At 27.2% G+C, this 965-nt stretch carries 2 protein-coding genes; both read left to right on the forward strand.

Annotation, left to right across the window (positions count from 1 at the left end):
- Window positions 1-110 precede the first annotated feature (110 nt).
- On the forward strand, window positions 111-302 hold the full coding sequence (locus HMPREF3239_RS12715) for a capsid assembly scaffolding protein Gp46 family protein (RefSeq protein WP_239469290.1): 192 nt from the start codon (window positions 111-113) through the stop codon (window positions 300-302).
- 160 nt (window positions 303-462) lie between these two features.
- Window positions 463-882, forward strand: coding sequence for a hypothetical protein (locus tag HMPREF3239_RS12720; protein WP_239469289.1), 420 nt, complete (start codon window positions 463-465; stop codon window positions 880-882).
- Window positions 883-965: the final 83 nt, after the last annotated feature.

Here is a 965-nt window from a genome sequence, read left to right on the forward strand (position 1 = left end):
GTTGGGGTTACGACGAATTTAAAAGAATTCTGTCTCACTCCCATTCAAAAAGCTGAAAAACTGGCCAAGATGAATAAAGAGAAAAAAGTCAATATGAGATAGAAAAACTTTTGAAAGAGAATGAAGCATTAAAAGCTGAAAAGGCATTATCTCAAATGAGAAATGATACGCGTACAATGCTTAGTGAATCGGGTGTAGAAAATTTTGATGATCAAATCATTAATGTATTAGTGAACTCTGATGCTGAAACAACAAAGAAAAATGTTGAATCATTTACTAACTTACTGAATCAAATGGTTTAAAGTAACGTTGAGAAAGCATTACGATAAAATGCACCAATTAATACTCAAACAACTGGTATGACAAAGCAAGATAATTTGTCAATTAAAGACGATGTACAAAGGCAAAAGGCAATTGCACAAAATATAAATTTATTTTCTTAACTAAATGGAGGTTAAAAATATGGTAGCAGAAGAAAATGTGATTTTAAAAGAACAAGATATAATACTATTGCACCATGAGGCTCTTGAACATTACTTGACGAACAAGTACAATTATAGTTACGATATTACTCATTATAAAGTTAACTCCAAATATAACTATGAAACATTTATAAAAAGGAGTCTTAAAATGTTAAGTCTACATAAAGTTTTTGAAAACAAAGATTTTATAAAATACGAATATATTCCAGAATGCTTGATTGAAAATGGAACAGGTGAAATTGTTGTAAAAAAAACTAATAGTAAAGTTGAAAGTTTTAAATTATCTAACTTAGAATTAAAATTTAATAGCTTAAATTATCGTAATAAAGCTTTTATAGCTATTAAAGATTTTATTAAAGAAGATGATTTTCCTACTAATTATAAAATAGCTTGGTATTAATTTAGCATCCTTTCTACTTATATAAATAGAAAGTGGTGCTATTTTCATGCACTTTTTTAACCTTCTAAGGAAGGTTATTTTTT

Source organism: Staphylococcus sp. HMSC34C02, from assembly GCF_001838705.1.
GTDB classification, from domain to species: Bacteria; Bacillota; Bacilli; order Staphylococcales; family Staphylococcaceae; genus Staphylococcus; species Staphylococcus borealis.